At 55.8% G+C, this 17,886-nt stretch carries 15 protein-coding genes and 1 riboswitch; of the genes, 6 read left to right on the top strand and 9 right to left on the bottom strand.

Annotation, left to right across the window (positions count from 1 at the left end; genetic code table 11):
- Window positions 1-14 precede the first annotated feature (14 nt).
- On the top strand, window positions 15-905 hold the full coding sequence (malG, locus tag H650_RS15705; RefSeq protein WP_017459427.1) for a maltose ABC transporter permease MalG: 891 nt from the start codon (window positions 15-17) through the stop codon (window positions 903-905).
- Window positions 906-1,116: 211 nt separating this feature from the next.
- Here malG and psiE read toward each other — a convergent pair whose 3' ends face one another.
- Window positions 1,117-1,527: a phosphate-starvation-inducible protein PsiE gene (gene psiE / locus H650_RS15700; protein WP_020456105.1), complete on the bottom strand. Its 411-nt coding sequence runs from the start codon at window positions 1,525-1,527 to the stop codon at window positions 1,117-1,119.
- 138 nt (window positions 1,528-1,665) lie between these two features.
- Here psiE and H650_RS15695 point away from each other — a divergent pair, with 138 nt between their 5' ends.
- Together H650_RS15695 and H650_RS15690 are read left to right on the top strand one after the other, a co-directional pair.
- Window positions 1,666-2,175 (top strand): GNAT family N-acetyltransferase, encoded by a 510-nt coding sequence (locus H650_RS15695; RefSeq protein WP_020456104.1) that lies wholly within the window; start codon window positions 1,666-1,668, stop codon window positions 2,173-2,175.
- A 9-nt stretch (window positions 2,176-2,184) separates the two neighbouring features.
- A complete protein-coding gene (locus H650_RS15690) occupies window positions 2,185-2,646 on the top strand; it encodes an acyltransferase (protein ID WP_020456103.1) in 462 nt (153 codons plus the stop codon).
- 347 nt (window positions 2,647-2,993) lie between these two features.
- Here H650_RS15690 and H650_RS15685 read toward each other — a convergent pair whose 3' ends face one another.
- The 5 genes from H650_RS15685 to pgi form a co-directional block, all read right to left on the bottom strand.
- The gene (locus H650_RS15685; RefSeq protein ID WP_020456102.1) at window positions 2,994-5,090 is read right to left on the bottom strand and encodes a YjbH domain-containing protein; all 2,097 of its coding nucleotides are present in this window, start codon (window positions 5,088-5,090) and stop codon (window positions 2,994-2,996) included.
- 2 nt (window positions 5,091-5,092) lie between these two features.
- Window positions 5,093-5,830, bottom strand: coding sequence for a capsule biosynthesis GfcC family protein (locus H650_RS15680; RefSeq protein WP_020456101.1), 738 nt, complete (start codon window positions 5,828-5,830; stop codon window positions 5,093-5,095).
- Window positions 5,830-6,465, bottom strand: a complete 636-nt coding sequence (locus tag H650_RS15675) for a YjbF family lipoprotein (protein WP_044489544.1) — start codon at window positions 6,463-6,465, stop codon at window positions 5,830-5,832. Before H650_RS15675 ends, H650_RS15680 begins: the two co-directional genes overlap by 1 nt.
- A gap of 64 nt (window positions 6,466-6,529) precedes the next feature.
- Window positions 6,530-6,772: an exopolysaccharide production protein YjbE gene (gene yjbE / locus H650_RS15670; RefSeq protein ID WP_007372406.1), complete on the bottom strand. Its 243-nt coding sequence runs from the start codon at window positions 6,770-6,772 to the stop codon at window positions 6,530-6,532.
- Between the two features lie 440 nt (window positions 6,773-7,212).
- Window positions 7,213-8,862 (bottom strand): glucose-6-phosphate isomerase, encoded by a 1,650-nt coding sequence (gene pgi / locus H650_RS15665; protein ID WP_020456099.1) that lies wholly within the window; start codon window positions 8,860-8,862, stop codon window positions 7,213-7,215.
- Between the two features lie 878 nt (window positions 8,863-9,740).
- Window positions 9,741-9,966: riboswitch (Lysine riboswitch) on the top strand.
- Window positions 9,967-10,057: 91 nt separating this feature from the next.
- Between pgi and lysC the strand changes: the two genes are divergently transcribed.
- Complete coding sequence (gene lysC / locus H650_RS15660) at window positions 10,058-11,407, top strand: lysine-sensitive aspartokinase 3 (protein WP_020456098.1); 1,350 nt, start codon at window positions 10,058-10,060, stop codon at window positions 11,405-11,407.
- Window positions 11,408-11,463: 56 nt separating this feature from the next.
- Here lysC and H650_RS15655 read toward each other — a convergent pair whose 3' ends face one another.
- From H650_RS15655 to H650_RS15645, 3 genes are read right to left on the bottom strand one after another with little or no spacing between them, the layout of a single operon-like run.
- The gene (locus tag H650_RS15655; protein WP_020456097.1) at window positions 11,464-12,249 is read right to left on the bottom strand and encodes a nucleotidyltransferase domain-containing protein; all 786 of its coding nucleotides are present in this window, start codon (window positions 12,247-12,249) and stop codon (window positions 11,464-11,466) included.
- A gap of 14 nt (window positions 12,250-12,263) precedes the next feature.
- On the bottom strand, window positions 12,264-13,490 hold the full coding sequence (locus H650_RS15650; protein WP_020456096.1) for an RtcB family protein: 1,227 nt from the start codon (window positions 13,488-13,490) through the stop codon (window positions 12,264-12,266).
- Complete coding sequence (locus H650_RS15645; RefSeq protein ID WP_020456095.1) at window positions 13,480-14,622, bottom strand: slipin family protein; 1,143 nt, start codon at window positions 14,620-14,622, stop codon at window positions 13,480-13,482. Before H650_RS15645 ends, H650_RS15650 begins: the two co-directional genes overlap by 11 nt.
- Before the next feature lie 470 nt (window positions 14,623-15,092).
- On the opposite strand from H650_RS15645, the gene rtcR reads away from it, so the two are divergent.
- Both rtcR and panS read left to right on the top strand, forming a co-directional pair.
- The gene (rtcR, locus tag H650_RS15640; RefSeq protein ID WP_020456093.1) at window positions 15,093-16,679 is read left to right on the top strand and encodes an RNA repair transcriptional activator RtcR; all 1,587 of its coding nucleotides are present in this window, start codon (window positions 15,093-15,095) and stop codon (window positions 16,677-16,679) included.
- A 249-nt stretch (window positions 16,680-16,928) separates the two neighbouring features.
- Window positions 16,929-17,870, top strand: coding sequence for a ketopantoate/pantoate/pantothenate transporter PanS (gene panS / locus H650_RS15635; protein WP_020456092.1), 942 nt, complete (start codon window positions 16,929-16,931; stop codon window positions 17,868-17,870).
- The last annotated feature ends 16 nt before the right edge of the window (window positions 17,871-17,886 follow it).

Raw genomic sequence — 17,886 nt, 5'->3', positions numbered from 1 at the left:
GGAGGACGAAAATTATGGCTATGGTGCAGGCGAAATCGCAAAAGCTGCGGCTGTTTATCACCCATTTGTTATTGCTGGTGTTTATTGCCGCGATTATGTTCCCGCTGCTGATGGTGGTCGCCATTTCGCTGCGTGAAGGTAACTTCGCCACCGGCAGTTTAATTCCGGAGAATATCTCGTGGGAACACTGGCGCCTCGCGCTGGGCTTTAGCGTCGAACACGCCGATGGCCGCGTCACGCCGCCGCCGTTCCCGGTGCTGCTGTGGCTGTGGAACTCGGTAAAAATCGCCGTGATCACCGCGGTCGGCATTGTGGCGCTCTCCACCACTTCTGCGTACGCCTTTGCCCGTATGCGCTTTCGCGGCAAAGCGACATTGCTGAAAGGGATGCTGATTTTCCAGATGTTCCCGGCGGTGCTGTCGCTGGTGGCGCTGTACGCGTTGTTTGACCGGCTCGGCCAGTACGTGCCGTTTATCGGCCTGAATACCCATGGCGGGGTGATCTTCGCTTATATGGGCGGGATCGCGCTGCATGTGTGGACGATCAAAGGTTATTTCGAAACGATCGACGGTTCGCTGGAAGAAGCCGCCTCGCTGGATGGCGCAACACCGTGGCAGGCGTTCCGCCTGGTGCTGCTGCCGCTGTCGGTGCCGATCCTGGCGGTGGTGTTTATTCTGTCGTTTATCGCCGCCATTACCGAAGTACCGGTTGCCTCGCTGCTGCTGCGCGATGTTAACAGCTACACGCTGGCGGTCGGGATGCAGCAATATCTCAACCCGCAAAACTATCTGTGGGGCGATTTTGCCGCGGCGGCGGTGCTGTCCGCGATCCCAATTACGGTTGTCTTCCTGCTTGCGCAGCGCTGGCTGGTTAACGGCCTGACCGCAGGCGGTGTGAAAGGTTAATTTTCATTGTTGTTATTGCGCCTTAAATAGTTCGGGTTAGAGCAAGGCGGCGACTGCATGAATCCCCGGCAACTGACTGAAGTCAGTGACCGGGGTGAGTAAAGGAAGCCAACGCAGCTATCACCCGAAAGATGACCGGCGTTGCCACTGCACCCTCAACTTGTATCACCCAACTTGTGAAGTCATTGGCGATCCCCGGATCGCCCTTTTTTTATTCGCGCCTCAGCCGCTTCGAGTTACACAACCACAGCGTGATCACCAGCAACAGGATCGCCGCCGAGTAGATCAATACATCCATTGGCGACTGGTGATCGACGATGATCAACCGCACAATCGCGGTAATACCAATGTAGATAAAATAGCGCAGCGGGAAGTGAAACCCGGACTGAAAGTACTTCACAATCAGGGCGATAAATTCGAAATAGAGAAAATAAACCACCAGCCCTTCCACCAGCTCATATTTGCTGGTTTGCACCGGCGCGAACAGCACATCCGCCAGATGCAGTGTCTCTTTGCCCAGAAAGACAATCAAAATCAGACCGAGGCTGAGCAAACCAAGATTCAGCACGGTCTGCAATATGGTCGAAATAAATTCAACGCGTGGACGAGTTAGCGATGTCATAGCGGCACCTCATTACTGGTGAACAACGCTTTGTATATCGCAAAAATGTGATCTGGATCTACATTATTTGCTTATATTTTGTGACACCACGTGATGACATGTTGCACAGACATGTCCACGCAGGAGACGAAAAAGAGCATGCTTACCGTACGTAAAGCTGAAATCGCGGACGCCGCGTTACTGAGTGAAATGGGCTACGCCAGTTATCGCCATCATTTTGCCCCTCTGTGGCGCGAACCGGCCGAGCTGGAGGCATTTCTCCGCCAGGAGTATTCCCCGGCAGTAATCGAGCACAGCCTGCAAAGCGAAGCGGGCAGCTGGTTTATCGCGCAGAATGCGGCGCCTGTCGGTTTCGCTAAAGTCTCCTGGCATCGCGCGGTCGACGAGCACGGCCCGGCGGGTACGCTGCTGCACAAACTCTATCTTCTTCCGGGCGAAACGCGTAAAGGCTACGGCGAGCAACTGCTGGCAGAAATAGAACGCCTGGCGCAACAGCGTGGTGAGCGGTTTATCTGGCTGGAAGTGCTGGACGCCAACCCGAACGCGCGGCGCTTTTACCACCGGCTGGGATTCACGCATCTCAAAGACACACTATTCAGTACCGCGTCGCAGCAAAGTACACTGCATATTCTGGGCAAACCGCTTTAAGGAGGGAGGATGGCAAGCGCCGCTTTGCGCCAAACCGCCGTACGCAATGTGACCTGCGGCGAAAACGTGGTGATTTATGAACCCGCGAATTTATACGACTGCACGCTGGCGGACGATGTGTTTGTCGGCCCGTTTGTCGAAATCCAAGGGCATACCCAGATCGGTAAAGGTTCGAAGATCCAGTCGCACAGCTTTATTTGCGAATATGTCACCATTGGTGAGCGCTGCTTTATCGGTCACGGCGTGATGTTTGCCAACGATATGTTTCGCGACGGCAAACCGGACCCCGACAGCAACAACTGGGGGCGCATCGTGATTGGTAATGACGTGTCGATTGGCAGCGGCGCGACGATTCTGGCAGTGACTATTGCCGATGGCTGTGTGATAGGCGCGGGCAGCGTGGTGACCAAATCGATCAGCGAGAAAGGGGTGTATGCGGGAAATCCGGCGCGGCTGTTGCGCCGGTTATAAATGCACCTTTCCCTCCCCGGATGGGGAGAGAAACAGGGTTGAAGATAGGTAAAGACAGGCCTTGCGGCCACTCTCTCCCCACTCGGGGAGAGAAACAGGGTTGAAGATGGAGAAAGGCAGACCTTGCGGCCACTCTCTCCCCACTCGGGGAGAGAAACAGGGTTGAAGATGGAGAAAGACAGACCTTGCGCCCGCTATCTCCCCACACGGGGAGAGAAACAGGGTTGAAGATGGGGAAAGACAGGCCTTACGGCCACTCTCTCCCCACACGGGGAGAGAAACAGGGTTGAAGATGGAGAAAGACAGGCCTTGCGGCTATTCTCTCCCCGCACGGGGAGAGAGAAGGCTTACTGGAAGTTGACCGTCTTATCGTTGGTCATGTTATAAAGCTCAAACTTACGGCCCAGCATCTGGCCACCGTCACGCGTCAACGGCGTCCAGCCAACGCCAGCGCGGCTGCGGGTCGGACCGGTGCTGAACAGATCCAGCGGAACCGAAATGTAGACCCCTTTGGTGAAGTCCCCTTCCCCATACTGCGCGGCTGAAACGTTGGTTTTGGTGGCATACGCGCCCACCACAATCCCGCTGTCGAAGTGCTTCGACACATCCAGCGTGACGCCTTTATCGCCCGCCAGATATTGACCGACGCTGGCTTTCACCAGCACATTTTCGGCGAACCACGGCGTCCAGTAAGCGGTAAAGTGGCCGGTTTTGACGCTGTAATCGGTGAATTTCATCATGTCCTGCGCACTGCGCCAGTCACGCTGTTTCACGTAGTTGCCGTCAATACCAAACGCCCAGTGACTATCAACCGGACGCCACAACAGTTCGGCACCGGCACCGCCGTACATGGTTTCCAGATACCCGGCATACACCTGGCCATAGAAATTATTGCCCAGGTACTGGAAGTAGTTCGCCTGCATGTTGTTGACGTAAATATCGTTCTGCACATATTCACGCACGCGGGTACGCACACGCGGCAAGGCGGTGTCTCTCGGCGGGTTGGTGTAGTTAAACTTGTCGTAGTTATTGGTCAGGTTGCCAAACAGGCTACCGGTGGTCAGCAGGTGATCCGTGAGCCACCAGTCGGCAGTGGCCATCACGCCAAGCTGGTACATGTAGAAAGCTTCCGGCCCGCCGAATGACTGGTTAAGCACCGGGTCGATATGGAAATCGAACGAGGATTTATCGATATACCAGCCCTGCTCCGGTTTGTCCGGCACGATAGGCGTTTCGCGTTTTTGCACCAGTTCCGTATCCTGCCCCAGCGGTTCGCCTTCAAGGTGGCGCTTCAGGCTGGCAACATCCGTCTCGGTGGTGACAACCGGCATATTGAGGCGGTTTTCCGTCACGCGAATAGTGCGAATGCCATCAGGCAGATCATTCATGATGATGCGATTCGCGCGCTCAACCCCTTCCTGGGTATTGCGGTATTTCACCTGCTCGCCGGTGACATACAGCGTGTCACCTTTCACCTGAATTTGCGGATCGGTAAGCCCGGCGTTGTATTTCAGTAAGGTCAGCTGATTCGCCACCACCGAATGCTGGAGGATCGCATCTTGCGGCTGTGGCTGATATTTTGGCCGCGCGTTGTCGATATACGATGGGCGCAGATCGCTGAAGTTGTTACGCAGGGTAAAGCCGAACATCCAGGTATTCCCGCGCTCATAGCTCAGGTTGATGTCCGCCCAGTCGGTAACGCGGTAAATCGCGCCGACGTTGACCTTGCTGCGCTGCGGCAGTTTACCGGCGAAGTCCTGCTGGTAGTTATTCCCTTCATACTCCAGTTTCAGGCGCAGCGGGTTCCACGGCGTCTGGTACTCCACCCCGCCAAACAGCGCGGTCGGGCCACGGAACATCTGGCTGGTATCCGTGGAGCCAGCGGCTTTGTAACGGGTGTCGCGCGTACAATATTTCTCGTCGTAGGAGCAGAGCGGGTTTTTGATATTACCGCTGGTGCCAAGGTAGCCCCAACCGATACCCAGCGAGAAATCGAACGGCCCCCAGGCTTTGTTCGCCACCAGATATTCGCCGTCGAACAGCCCGGTACCGCCAATATCGCGCGCGCCCACGGAAACTTCCGGCAGCCAGTAGCCTTCTTGCCACAGGCGCAGTTTTAAATCGAAGGCTTTATCTTTGTAGGACTGATTGCCCGAGAAGGCTTCTACCGAACTGTATTTCCGCGTCCGCACATCGGTGTAGCGCAGCGTTGTTTCCAGCCACGGGAAGAGCTGCACCGAACCGGAGTAGTAACGGTACTGATTGTTATCGCGGTAGTTAAAGCTCAGTTCACCCTCGCGCGACATCCGCGCGGTGGGCGTTTGCAGCAGGCCAACGCCGCCGAAGTCCGACTGCGATGGGCCAATCGGTTCCGGGTACGATTCTGCGTGACAGGCGGCGCTAATCCCCAGCGCCAACAGGCTAATGACAAACGATTTTTTCATTATTATTCCGGTATCCGATGCGTCAGGGACTGAAGAATGTCGGCATTCAGCTCGTCATACTCGTTGCTCCACAAACCCGGTGCGAAACCGACAAAAATCACGCTGCCGGGCATCGGCTCCACGTGGCGTCGGTTCCAGTAGCCAACCGGTACCTTTTGCGTTTTGCCGTTGGGGTAAATCACCCAGGCATAGCTGCGTTCCGCACCGCTCAGCAGGCTCATCTCATCCAGATAGCTCACCACATCGCGTCCCGGCGTGAACACTTTTTTGCCCGGGCTGCTGATAAGCCCAACCACGGTGATAGTGGTCGGCTGCGAGCCAACCCATAAGGTGTACTGCCCTTCTAATGGCCGGTTGGCGAGACGGTGGGTACGCAGGTAATCTGGATCCAGCTCAACGATTTGTCGACCGGTGACCTTCATCGCCTGCAACTGCTTGCGCAGCGCGTTGATCGCCGCGGCGCTGTTGCCGCTCTCATCGGCGGCAAGTGCGCTAAGCCGCGCAAGAAGCGCCTGATGGCGAGCCTGTTCGGCAATCGTCGCCTGCCGTTCGCTGACCACCGCGCCGGGCCACCAGCTATTCGCCAGACGGGGCTGCCCGACCAGATCCACCAGGTGTGCGGCGTTGGTTAAGGTTTTCGGCTTGCTATCGCCCTCGGTATAGACATCAACAGTGCCGACAGCGAACGCCAGCGGGGAAGCGAGGCTGGCTAACAGCGGAAGAAGAGCGCGTTTTTTCATTATTTCGCCGCCTTAACCAGGGTGGTTTTCACCGGGAACCAGTCCGCGCCAAGGTACTGCTCGGATTGCCGGATAACCCCTTGTTCATCCACCCAATAGCGGTTGCGCCAGCGTTTCTGGTCGGTCGTCACCTCTTCATCAAGGATGCGTACTGCGGTGACGTCGCTCGCCAGCTTCACCGTGTCGGTGCCATTCCAGCGGAAGACAGAACGGGCGGTGGCGTAGCGCACCTGCTTGTTTTCCGTCCAGCCCATTAAGCGCGTCCAGCTCGCGCCATCGACAATCTGGTTCGGTTTCGCCAGCGGATCTGCCGCCAGGTTATTAACATCCAGCAGGTTGTCGCCAGGCAGATGCGTTTTCACGATGCGATAGTTTTGCGTGACGATGGTGGACTGATCCTGCGTCACCCATTTCTGCTGCCCGTTTTCGGCGAAAGCGAGCACCACAAACAGTTGTGGGCCGTTGTTGAGCTGCATGTACTGGCTGGCATACGGCATATTGAGGATTTCTTCATCCGTGAGCTGCACGCCCGGCATACCAAATACGCTGTTCCAGAGTGAATTCCCGAGGCCTTTGATGGGGCCTGAACATGCCTGAAGGAGCAGGCAAATCAAGATGATACCAGGTCGCTTCACGACTCTTCTCCGAAAGGGGCGGAATAACCACACCGAAGTGTGGTTATAGTTAATGTACCCGCTATTACTGGGTACTTGTGGTCGTGGTGGTCGTGGTTCCCGTGTTGGAGCCATCACCGCCACCGGTTGCCGCCAGCGCGACACCCACCGCAGACCCTACGGTGCTAACGCTCGTTGCTGCGGAGCTACCCGCAGAAACAGAGGTCGCTGCCGACCCTGCCGCTTCACCGATTTGCACCGGTGCTGCAAAAGCAGAAGTCGCCGCAAGCGCGGATATGGCAAAAATGCCATACAGGACTTTTTTCATATCAATTTCCCTTCATTGAATGAATGGAGATTTACCTGAAAGAATTCAGGCGATATCGAGTATACACAACTACAGCAGAGGGTTTACGCATCGGGAAATAGCGGGGAACGTTTTCGGAAAATTGGTATCAGGCATTTAAAAAGAGAAGACAAAAATCAAAAATAGCATATCTTTCAAACGATTAAATAATGACAAAATATTGACACAATAAGGCTAGTCCTAAAATTTATAGCCGCCGCTTATCCACCTGTAGCGTTTTTCAGATAAACCTGATGATAGATATAGAAACAGCGAACCAGGAATAATCCCCGTAATTTAGCTTTAAAATATCGATATCGGAATTGCTTATATATATCGGGCGAAATCCTCGCGCAATATAACCTCGCAGGAATAAATATAATCGGTAAAAAAAAGCGCCGCCGAAGCGACGCTTATGTGGCTTAACCGCGCCAGGATTTGTAGCGGTTAATCAGACCATTGGTTGAGCTGTCGTGGCTGGAGATGGATTTGTCATCGCCCAGCTCCGGCAGAATGCGGTTCGCCAGCTGTTTACCCAGCTCCACACCCCACTGATCAAAAGTGAAGATGTTAAGGATTGCGCCCTGGGTGAAGATTTTGTGCTCGTACAGCGCAATCAGCGCGCCCAGGCTAAACGGGGTGATTTCGCGCAGCAGAATAGAGTTAGTCGGGCGGTTGCCTTCAAACACTTTGAACGGCACAACGTGGTTAAGCGTTGCCGGATCTTTACCCTGATCGCGATATTCCTGCTCGACCACCTCGCGGGATTTACCGAACGCCAGCGCTTCGGTCTGCGCAAAGAAGTTCGACAGCAGTTTCTGGTGGTGATCGGAAAGCGCGTTATGGGTGATAGCCGGCGCGATGAAATCACACGGAACCATTTTGGTGCCCTGGTGAATCAGCTGATAGAACGCGTGCTGACCGTTGGTGCCCGGCTCACCCCAGATGATCGGGCCAGTCTGGTAATCCACCGCGTTGCCGTTACGGTCAACGTATTTACCGTTGGACTCCATATTGCCCTGCTGGAAGTAAGCGGCAAAACGGTGCATGTACTGGTCGTACGGCAGAATCGCTTCGGTTTCAGCGCCGAAGAAGTTGTTGTACCAGATACCAATCAGCGCCAGCAGCACTGGCAGGTTTTTATCAAGCTCAGTGGTGGAGAAGTGCTTGTCCATCGCGTGCGCGCCGGAGAGCAGCTCAACAAAGTTGTCGTAACCGACGGAGAGGATGATAGACAGGCCAATCGCCGACCACAGAGAGTAGCGGCCACCAACCCAGTCCCAGAATTCAAACATGTTCGCGGTGTCGATGCCGAACTCACCCACCGCTTTCGCGTTGGTGGAGAGCGCCGCGAAGTGTTTCGCCACGTGTTTGTTGTCACCGGCGGTTTTCAGGAACCAGTCGCGCGCGCTGTGGGCGTTGGTCATGGTTTCCTGGGTGGTAAAGGTTTTGGACGCCACGAGGAACAGCGTGGTTTCCGGGTTCACTTTTTTCAGCACTTCGGCGATGTGTGTACCATCGACGTTAGAGACGAAATGCATGTTCAGGTGGTTTTTGTACGGGCGCAGCGCTTCGGTCACCATGAAAGGGCCGAGGTCGGAACCGCCGATACCGATGTTCACCACGTCGGTGATCGGTTTACCGGTGTAACCTTTCCAGCTACCTGAAATGATCGCTTCAGAGAAGGCTTTCATCTTCTCCAGCACCGCGTTGACTTCCGGCATTACATCTTTGCCATCCACCACAATCGGCGTATTGCTACGGTTACGCAGCGCGACATGCAGCACGGCGCGATCTTCGGTGCGGTTAATTTTTTCACCGGAGAACATGGATTTGATCGCACCCGCCAGATCGGTCTCTTTGGCCAGTGCCAGCAGTTTGTCCAGCGTCTCTTGCGTGATGCGGTTTTTGGAGAAATCCACCAGCATCAGGTCGTTAAACGTTGCGGAGAATTTGCTAAAGCGGTCGCCCTCTTTCGCGAACAGATCCGCGATAGTGACGTCCTTCATGTCAGCGTAGTGTTTCTGTAATGCCTGCCAGGCAGATGTCTGCGTTGGATTGATGTTTTTCATAGCAATACTCTTCTGATTTGAGAATTGTGACTGCCGTCGATTGTAGCGCCTGCCGGGGAAAATTGTGATGGTTTTTGTGCCGGCTCGCCGTACACGCGGGCGAATAACGACCAAAAATCGCCGAATTTGAGCACAACATAAGTCATTTTACTGACGACCAATGCAGCATGAAAAATCCGCATAATCCCGGCGTTGACAGCATGCCCGCTAACCCTTTATTTATAAACGCACTACCCGCGCATGCGCGGGTTTGCATTACCAAAGCATTTCGCGTTGCAGCAAGGCGGCAACTGAGCACATCCCCGGGAACTAACACAAGTCAGTGACGGGGTAAGTGAAAGCAGCCAGCACCGATGCGGCGTGAAGGCGAAGGTAATCCTTACCAAAGCATTTCACGTTGCAGCAAGGCGGCAACTGAGCGCATCCCCGGGAGCTTACACAAGTAAGTGACGGGGTAAGTGAAAGCAGCCAACACCGCTGCGGCATGAAGGCGAAGGTAATCCTTACCAAAGCATTTCACGTTGCAGCAAGGCGGCAACTGAGCGCATCCCCGGGAGCTTACACAAGTAAGTGACCGGGGTAAGTGAAGGCAGCCAGCACCGATGCGGCGTGAAGGCGAAGGTAATCCTTACCAAAGCATTTCACGTTGCAGCAAGGCGGCAACTGAGCACATCCCCGGGAACTTACATAAGTCAGTGACGGGGTAAGTGAAAGCAGCCAACACCGCTGCGGCGTGAAAGGCGAAGGTAATCCTTACCAAAGCATTTCGCGTTGCAGCAAGGCGGCAACTGAGCGCATCCCCGGGAGCTTACACAAGTAAGTGACCGGGGTAAGTGAAGGCAGCCAACACCGCTGCGGCGTGAAAGGCGAAGGTAAACATTGCCAGAAGAGGCGCGTTACCCAGGCACACGGTGTTCGAAGCGCCAGGCTGATGAAAACACCTGAGGGGGAGTAACGCCGAGATAACAAAACGCCTGGCAGCGTGCGTTATCGGCTACAGGGGCTGAATCCCCTGGGTTGTCACCAGAAGCGTTCGCTGTCGAACGTTTCATGTCCGCAGACGTTACAGAAAGCGGGCAGACAAGGTGGAGCACTTCTGGGGAAATCGTAGCTGTTTATCGCTCTGCGCCCACCCCGTTTTTCGCTCTTTCCTTGTGCCATGGCTGAATAGAGAATCCCCTGACACGAGGTTGTTATGACTAGTTTCGTTGTCGCCAAATTTGGCGGCACCAGCGTTGCCGATTTTGATGCCATGAACCGCAGTGCGGACGTGGTGCTTTCCGATACCAGCGTCCGTCTGGTGGTGCTTTCCGCTTCCGCAGGGGTAACCAATCTGCTGGTCGCGCTGGCCGAAGGGCTGGAAGCCAGCGAGCGTTTCGTCAAGCTCGACGCTATCCGCAAAATTCAGTTCGATATTCTGGAACGCCTGGCGAACCCGGCGGTGATCCGCGAAGAGATCGAGCGCCTGTTGGAAAATATCACCACGCTTGCCGAAGCCGCATCGCTGGCGACATCCACCGCGCTGACCGACGAACTGGTCAGTCATGGCGAGCTGATGTCGACACTGCTGTTTGTGGAAGTGCTGCGCGAACGCAACGTACAGGCACAGTGGTTTGATGTACGCAAAGTGATGCGCACCAGCGATCGTTTTGGCCGCGCTGAACCGGATGTCGCCGCACTGGCGGAACTTGCCGGGCAGCAACTCGCGCCGCGTCTGAATGAAGGGCTGGTGATCACCCAGGGCTTTATCGGTAGCGAAGCCAAAGGCCGTACCACCACGCTTGGCCGCGGCGGCAGCGATTATACCGCCGCACTGTTGGGCGAAGCGCTGCACGCCTCGCGTGTGGATATCTGGACCGATGTCCCGGGCATTTACACCACCGACCCGCGCGTGGTGCCCGCCGCGAAACGCATTGACGAGATCGCCTTTGAAGAAGCGGCAGAGATGGCGACTTTTGGCGCGAAAGTGCTGCACCCCGCCACGCTGTTGCCCGCAGTACGCAGCGACATTCCGGTTTTTGTCGGCTCCAGCAGAGATCCGAAAGCCGGTGGCACGCTGGTATGCAATAACACCAGCAACCCGCCGCTGTTCCGCGCACTGGCGCTGCGCCGCAAGCAGACCCTGCTCACGCTGCACAGCCTGAACATGCTGCACTCACGCGGTTTTCTTGCCGAAGTGTTTGGCATCCTGGCGCGTCACAGTATCTCGGTTGATTTGATCACCACCTCGGAAGTGAGCGTGGCGCTGACGCTGGACACCACCGGTTCAACGTCGACCGGCGACACCTTATTAACCCAGGCGCTGCTGACCGAGCTTTCTTCTCTGTGCCGGGTGGAAGTGGAAGAAGATTTAGCGCTGGTGGCGATTATCGGCAACGATTTGTCGAAAGCCTGCGGCGTGGGTAAAGAGGTGTTTGGCGTGCTGGACCCGTTTAATATCCGCATGATTTGCTATGGCGCATCCAGCCATAACCTCTGCTTCCTTGTACCCGGAAAAGAGGCCGAGCAAGTGGTGCAAAAACTGCATCATAATTTGTTTGAGTAATTCCTCCCCGTTTGCGGATGAGAGCAAAAAGCCCGGCGAATCACCGGGCTTTTTTCTTATGCCATCACCGTCTGGTACAGCAACGCGTCGAGATCGCTGACTTTGCCGCTGCGGCTTTCCGGCAGCGCATCTGCGATTTCGCCGCGCGCCAGCTCATCGCCGATAAATGCATGCAGCAGCGGACGTTGCGCACCGTATTGCGCTTCGCCTGCCCGTTGCTTTAACGCCAGCAGCTCATCAATTTCCGCCCGTAATGGCGCGTCAAGATCGCTGCCTGCCAGCAACGAAGCGAAACGCATTGGCGGCATGCCTTTACCCGCTTCTATCCAGCGCACCGCCAGCAGCGGACGCAGCACGTAAAAGTACTTTTTCAGCCGAACCTGTTCACCCTGCAAATAGCCGCGAAAGTTCTTTTTCGCCATCGAATAGTAGTGCCAGCGCGCTCTGACCGGCGAAAACCAGTGCGGCACCTGCACGCGCAACGCGGCGAGCGTGGCGTCATCCTGCTGGTAAACGATCGGGGAATCTAACCATTCGATTAAGGCCGGGTTAGCGCTTTTCAGCAACCCCAGCGCTTTGCGCCACTCCCACCCGCAAACGTCCAGCTCATCGTCTATCGGCAGTTCTATCACATCACGCTGCGGCTCGACGCGCAGATACCAGTCCGGTTGATGCACATACAGAAAGCGCACATCGTAATCGCTGTCCGGCGAAGCGAAACCCCAGCCGCGGCTACCGGATTCGCAGGCGTAGAGCACTTTCACGCCGTAGGTGTGTTCTACATCGTGTAACACCTGCCGCACGCGCCCACGCATGGCGACATCAACGCCTAAAGATTCCATGATTACTCTCCTTCTTATCCTTTCACACACACCACCTGCCGCAGGGTATGCACCACTTCCACCAGCGAGTCCTGCGCGGCCATCACCGCGTCGATATCTTTGTAAGCCATCGGGATCTCATCGATCACCTCGCTGTCTTTACGGCACTCTACATGCGCAGTGGCGCGTATTTGATCTTCCACGGTGAAGCGTTTTTTGGCCGCCGTACGACTCATGGTGCGCCCTGCTCCGTGGCTGCATGAGCAGAAGCTCTCTTCATTTCCCAGCCCACGCACGATAAAACTTTTCGCGCCCATCGAGCCGGGAATAATCCCCATCTGCCCTTTTTGCGCGGAAACTGCGCCTTTACGCGTCACCAGCACCTCTTCACCAAAGTGCGTCTCTTTTTGCACATAGTTATGGTGGCAATTCACCGCTTCCTGCCGGGTGATAAACGGTTTGGTCACAATGCGCGACAGCGCCGCCAGTACGCGCGACATCATCACTTCACGGTTGTGGCGGGCAAAATCCTGCGCCCACTCGACCGCTTCCAGATAGTCGTCGTAGTGCTTGCTGCCTTCCTGGAAATAGGCCAGGTTTCGGTCCGGCAAATTGGCGATATGCTGCTGCATATCCTGCTGCGCGAGCGTGATAAACACGTTACCGATGGCGTTACCCACGCCGCGCGAGCCGCTGTGCAACATCACCCACACGCGTTGCTGCTCATCCAGACACACTTCGATAAAGTGGTTACCGGTTCCCAACGTTCCCAAATGTTGATGGTTGTTGGTTTGCAACAAGCGCGGGTATTTATCCGTCAGGCGCTTAAAGCGCGGCGCAAGCAACGCCCAGTGGCTATCCACCTCTTGCGGCGGGTTTTCCCACGCGCCTTTATCACGTTTCGACCGGTTCACCGAACGTCCGTGCGGCACCGCCTGCTCAATGGCGCTGCGCAGCCCGCCGAGGTTATCCGGCAGATCCGCCGCCAGCAGCGAGGTGCGCACGGCAATCATGCCGCAGCCGATATCCACGCCAACCGCCGCCGGGATAATCGCCCCTTTAGTCGGGATAACGCTGCCGATGGTTGAACCTTTCCCCAGATGGACATCCGGCATCACGGCCAGGTGTTTGAAGATAAACGGCATTTTTGCCGTATTCAGCAACTGCTCACGCGCTTCGGGTTCCACCGGCACGCCGTGCGTCCACATTTTCACCGGCGCGCTGTTCTCCTTTGCCAGCAGTTGATAGTCGTTATGCTGCATCATGGCTTCCTTTGATGTTAACAAGGCCGTGCAATACCTGGTCTAGGCCACCGAAGACCGAGATCTTATCGATGCGCTCCGCCACACGCTCCAGCGTTTCTAACTCTTTAAGTCGCAACGCCACCGGGTTGCTCTCCATCACTTTTGCCGTGTTCAGCAACGAACGGGTCGCTGCGGTCTCTTCACGACGGCGGATAACATTAGCCTGTGCCGATTTCTCCGCTTCCACTAAGCGCGACAGGATCGTTTTCATCTCACCCGGCAGGATGATGTCTTTCACCCCGAGCGACGCCACTTCAATACCAAATGCCGCCATGCGATTTGCCACCTGCACGCTCACTAACTCATCGATTACCTGCTTATCTTCCAGCAACTCATCCAGCGTGCGCGTGCCCACCGCTTCACGCAGGGCAAACTGCAATTCGCGGTAGAGGTGATCCAGCGGTTTGCTCAGTTGGGCAAAGGCGCTTAATACATCGGTGTAACGCCAGTTCGCCGCCAGGTTCAGCCGTAAGGTGACTTTATCTTTGGTCAGGATCTCCTGGCCGCTCACTTCCAGCACTTGCAGGCGTAAGTCCACCACTTCGGCTTCCACCAGATGGTTTACTTTCCAGTAGCCGCTCAATCCCGCCGGTAACAGCGCCTGCGTCACGCCATCGACTTTTAAAACGCCCGCGTGCCAGGCCGGAACCTGCACCGCCAGGATCGCGTCGCGACCTTTTACCGTCACGCTGCGTTTGGGTTGCGCCACGGCGTTAAGGATCTCCGTGGGAACCCGTACGTCACGGGTATCGATGCGTACCAGTTTCAGCGCGTCATCCGCTTGCCAGTAAAGACGGCGCGTTGAAGGCGGCAGGATCTCCAGCAGCATGCCGTTGAGATAAAGCGCACCGGCCTCGTTATCTGCCATATCGGCCACCAGGCAGTAACGCTCCACCCACTGCGGCTGGAAGCGGCGCAAATACTCCGCCAGACCGGCAGCCACTTCGCTGCCATCGGTATTCACCACCAGCACGTCGGGTTTGTTGAACCACGGCAGGCGGTGCTCGCCGGTTTCCAGAACCTGGATGTAGTCACCCTCTTTTGCCAGTAAACCTAATTGACCTTTACGTATTGTGATTTTGTTGGTCATAACGATCTCCTTAAATAGTTAGCCTTAACGACCGCGGATGCAGGGGCGAAACCGCAGGGGAAACAACGTTTTGCCTGCCGTCCGGCGCCGTTACCGGCGGTCGTTGGGGGTAATCGTCAACAGCCCGACTACCGGGGTACTGCCTGTTTATCTCCACAGATAAGGTGGCGAATCCGGGATTCGAACCCGAAAAAGAACCGACTTTTCGCAAGTGTCTTTCCACTGACGGAACGCCCCCCGGAAAACGTCTCGTGCCGTTCCTGGTGCGCCGGCGGGGTGCGTACCCCCTGCTACCTCAGCGTGCTGACGTAATAGTTATTGCCAGAAGCGTGCCAGAATCCGAAAAAAGCAAATAAATTTTTTATCCAACTGAAAAATAATACTTTTATTTTCCACTTGGTTTACTGGCATTGCGGCAGCGATGATTATTTTTTATCTTTAAATATCTGTTTTTATCTTATGGGATAAGCATGAAGCGTCGGGTGGTAATTGGTGTACTGGGAACGGTGCTGGATAAACGTGGCAAACGGCAAAACCGCTTTCGCAAATGGCGACCCACCGTGGGCTTATGCCAGCAGCCGGATTTCGCTGTCGACAGGCTTGAGCTGCTGCACCAGCCGCGCGATGAAGGGCTGGCGCAACAGACGGCGGAGGACATTGCCCTCGTCTCGCCACATACCGAGGTACGCAAACATGCGGTGATGATTAAAGATCCGTGGGATTTTGAAGAGGTGTATGCCGCGTTTCTCGATTTCGCTACCCGTTACCCGTTCGATACGGAAAATGAAGAGTACCTGGTGCATATCACCACCGGGACGCACGTCGCGCAGATCTGCTGGTTCCTGCTGACCGAAGCCCGTTATCTGCCCGCCAGCCTGTTGCAGACCGGCCCGGCGGCGAAAGGCGCTGCTGACGAAGCAATAGCTGCCGGCGTCTGTTCGGTTATCGATCTGGATTTAAGCCGTTACGCCACGCTGACCAGCCGTTTTCAGCGCGAACAGCAGCAGTCGGTGTCGTTTCTGAAATCCGGCATTGATACGCGTAATGTCACCTTTAACCGCTTAATCGAGCAAATCGAACGCGTATCGCTGCGCTCGACTGCGCCCATTCTGCTGACCGGGCCAACCGGTGCGGGAAAATCGTTTCTGGCAAAACGCATCTTTCAGTTACGCCAGTCCCGACATCTGGTGCAGGGGCGTCTGGTGGCGGTGAACTGCGCCACGCTGCGCGGTGATAATGCCATGTCGACGCTATTTGGCCATGTGAAAGGTGCATTCACCGGCGCGCAACAGGCACGTACCGGACTGCTGCGCGAAGCCGATGGCGGCGTGCTGTTCCTCGATGAGATTGCCGAGCTGGGGCTGGATGAGCAGGCGATGCTGCTGAAAGCGATTGAAGAGAAGACTTTTTTCCCCTTTGGCTCCGATAAAGAAGTGCACAGTGATTTTCAACTGATTGCGGGCACGCACCGGAATATGCAGCAGTGGGTGGCGGAAGGACGTTTCAGGGAAGATCTCTTTGCGCGTATCAATATGTGGACGTTCGCGCTGCCGGGTCTGGCGGAGCGGCGGGAAGATATCGCCCCGAACATTGAGTATGAACTCCAGCGTTTTTCACAGCAGCAGCAGACGCAAATCCGCTTTGATAAAGGCGCACGCGAGCGCTATCTGGCCTTCGCCTGTTCTCCCCACGCGGCGTGGCGCGGCAACTTTCGCGAACTGAGCACGTCAATCGCGCGAATGGCAACGCTGGCGGAACAGGGGCGGATTAACGACGCGTTAGTCGAAGAGGAGGTGCAGCGTTTAGCGCATCACTGGCGTGGGGAATCAGCATTGCCTGACTTGCCGGTGGATATCAGCAAGCTGGATCTGTTCGATCAACGCCAGTTAGAAACGGTGATTGCCGTCTGTCGGCGCAGCCAGACGCTTTCAGAAGCAGGGCGTGAATTGTTCGCCATTTCCCGGCAGAAAAAGGCCAACCCGAATGATGCGGATCGTCTGCGCAAATACCTGGCCCGCTTCGGGCTGAGCTGGGAAAGCGTACGCGGCGCAACATAAAAGATCTTCATCATAATTTGTTTGAATAATATTCCTTAGCGCGATAAACAATACCAATGGTCGGGCTCGATCCCCTCCTTAAATACCCTCATTCATTCAGGTTGCAGAACCGTTGCGAGCAGCGCTCATCCCCGGGGTGAGACTGCCGGGTTACCGGCGCAGAAATTACGGACGCTATTGGCTTCGCCAGCGCACCTGAAGAGTGAAGGGTAATAAAAACACAACACAACAATCGCAAGGAATCCCCACATGCTCGCAACTTTCACGCGGCTGTTCCCGTTATGGGCGCTGCTGCTCTCGGTATTCGCCTATTATTTCCCGCCAACGTTTATCGCCATTGGCCCGTGGGTTACCACGCTGCTGATGCTGATTATGTTTGGCATGGGCGTGCACTTAAAAATTGATGACTTCAAACGCGTCCTGTCACGCCCGGCTCCGGTTGCTGCCGGTATTTTCCTGCACTACCTGGTGATGCCGCTGGCGGCATGGCTACTGGCGCTGATTTTTAAGATGCCGCCGGATCTCTCCGCCGGGATGGTACTGGTCGGTAGTGTCGCCAGTGGAACGGCATCAAACGTGATGATTTATCTGGCGAAAGGTGATGTCGCGCTGTCGGTCACCATCTCTTCGGTTTCTACGCTGGTGGGTGTTGTCGCCACGCCGCTGCTGACGCGTCTGTATGTCGATGCGCATATTCAGGTCGATGTGATGGGCATGCTGTTAAGCATCCTGCAGATTGTGGTGATCCCGATTGCGTTGGGGCTAGTTGTGCACCACCTGTTCCCGCGCGTGGTTAACGCGCTGGAGCCCTGGCTGCCCGCGTTTTCCATGGTCTGTATTCTGGCGATCATTAGCGCCGTGGTCGCCGGTTCCGCGAACTATATCGCCTCTGTTGGCCTGGTGGTGATTGTCGCGGTGATCCTGCACAACAGCATTGGTCTGCTCGGTGGCTACTGGGGCGGTCGTCTGTTCGGCTTTGATGAATCCACTTGCCGCACGCTGGCGATTGAAGTGGGTATGCAGAACTCCGGCCTCGCTGCGGCGTTGGGTAAAATCTACTTCTCACCGCTCGCCGCGCTGCCTGGCGCACTGTTCTCGGTGTGGCATAACCTTTCCGGTTCGCTGCTGGCAGGCTACTGGTCGGGCAAACCGGTCGACGGGCGTAAAACGGAAGCGGTGAAAGAGGGTTAACTTTACAAGAAATGGC

This window comes from Enterobacter sp. R4-368 (assembly GCF_000410515.1).
Taxonomy (GTDB): domain Bacteria; phylum Pseudomonadota; class Gammaproteobacteria; order Enterobacterales; family Enterobacteriaceae; genus Kosakonia.
This window is presented reverse-complemented; position numbering and strand designations above follow the sequence as displayed.

Excerpts from the sequence above, each read along its gene's own strand:
- H650_RS15650 (WP_020456096.1), bottom strand. The coding sequence starts at position 13,490 with ATGCAGCATAACGACTATCAACTGCTGGCAAAGGAGAACAGCGCGCCG.
- yjbE (WP_007372406.1), bottom strand. The coding sequence starts at position 6,772 with ATGAAAAAAGTCCTGTATGGCATTTTTGCCATATCCGCGCTTGCGGCG.
- rtcR (WP_020456093.1), top strand. The coding sequence starts at position 15,093 with ATGAAGCGTCGGGTGGTAATTGGTGTACTGGGAACGGTGCTGGATAAA.
- H650_RS15645 (WP_020456095.1), bottom strand. The coding sequence starts at position 14,622 with ATGACCAACAAAATCACAATACGTAAAGGTCAATTAGGTTTACTGGCA.
- H650_RS15680 (WP_020456101.1), bottom strand. The coding sequence starts at position 5,830 with ATGAAAAAACGCGCTCTTCTTCCGCTGTTAGCCAGCCTCGCTTCCCCG.
- H650_RS15690 (WP_020456103.1), top strand. The coding sequence starts at position 2,185 with ATGGCAAGCGCCGCTTTGCGCCAAACCGCCGTACGCAATGTGACCTGC.
- panS (WP_020456092.1), top strand. The coding sequence starts at position 16,929 with ATGCTCGCAACTTTCACGCGGCTGTTCCCGTTATGGGCGCTGCTGCTC.
- pgi (WP_020456099.1), bottom strand. The coding sequence starts at position 8,862 with ATGAAAAACATCAATCCAACGCAGACATCTGCCTGGCAGGCATTACAG.
- H650_RS15655 (WP_020456097.1), bottom strand. The coding sequence starts at position 12,249 with ATGGAATCTTTAGGCGTTGATGTCGCCATGCGTGGGCGCGTGCGGCAG.
- lysC (WP_020456098.1), top strand. The coding sequence starts at position 10,058 with ATGACTAGTTTCGTTGTCGCCAAATTTGGCGGCACCAGCGTTGCCGAT.
- psiE (WP_020456105.1), bottom strand. The coding sequence starts at position 1,527 with ATGACATCGCTAACTCGTCCACGCGTTGAATTTATTTCGACCATATTG.
- H650_RS15685 (WP_020456102.1), bottom strand. The coding sequence starts at position 5,090 with ATGAAAAAATCGTTTGTCATTAGCCTGTTGGCGCTGGGGATTAGCGCC.
- malG (WP_017459427.1), top strand. The coding sequence starts at position 15 with ATGGCTATGGTGCAGGCGAAATCGCAAAAGCTGCGGCTGTTTATCACC.
- H650_RS15695 (WP_020456104.1), top strand. The coding sequence starts at position 1,666 with ATGCTTACCGTACGTAAAGCTGAAATCGCGGACGCCGCGTTACTGAGT.